Source organism: Staphylococcus pasteuri (genome assembly GCF_003970495.1).
Lineage (GTDB): Bacteria > Bacillota > Bacilli > Staphylococcales > Staphylococcaceae > Staphylococcus > Staphylococcus pasteuri.
Genome location: NZ_RXWW01000058.1, coordinates 1 through 584 on the forward strand (window position 1 = coordinate 1; position 584 = coordinate 584).

Consider the following 584-nt stretch of genomic DNA (forward strand, 5'->3'; position numbering starts at 1 on the left):
ATGCTTTTTCAGAAGTGTTGCCATCTTTGTCTGTCGCAGTAACTGGTAATGTTTCCCCACCTTTTAGGTCTTCATTAGCTGGAATGTCAATCACATAATTACCATTTTCATCGGCAATTCCAGTTGCTGTTGTTCCATCTGGGAATGTTACTGTCACAGTTGAGCCTGGTTCTGCTGTTCCTGTGATTGTTTTGTCTTCACTTGTTACTGGATTAACAGTTGGTGCTGTCGGTGCTGTTGTATCTGTTACAACTGTTGACGCTTTATCAGAAGTGTTGCCATCTTTATCTGTCGCTGTTACTGGTAATGTTTCTCCACCTTTTAAATCTACGTTAGATGGAATGTCAATCACGTAATTACCATCTGCATCTGTTGTTGCACTCGCTGTTGTTCCGTCTGGGAACGTCACTGTTACTGTTGAGTTTGGCTCTGCTTTTCCTGTGATTTGTGTATCATCACTCGTCACTGGATTGATTGTTGGTACATTTGGTGCTGTTGTGTCTTTGACAACAGTTGATGCTTTTTCAGAAGTGTTGCCATCTTTGTCTGTCGCAGTAACTGGTAATGTTTCCCCACCTTTTAGG

At 42.0% G+C, this 584-nt stretch carries 1 protein-coding gene; it reads right to left on the reverse strand.

The annotated features are described in order from the left end of the window. Nucleotides 1-584: Ig-like domain-containing protein (locus CD121_RS08065; protein ID WP_257214275.1), on the reverse strand; the 584-nt coding region annotated here is incomplete at both ends.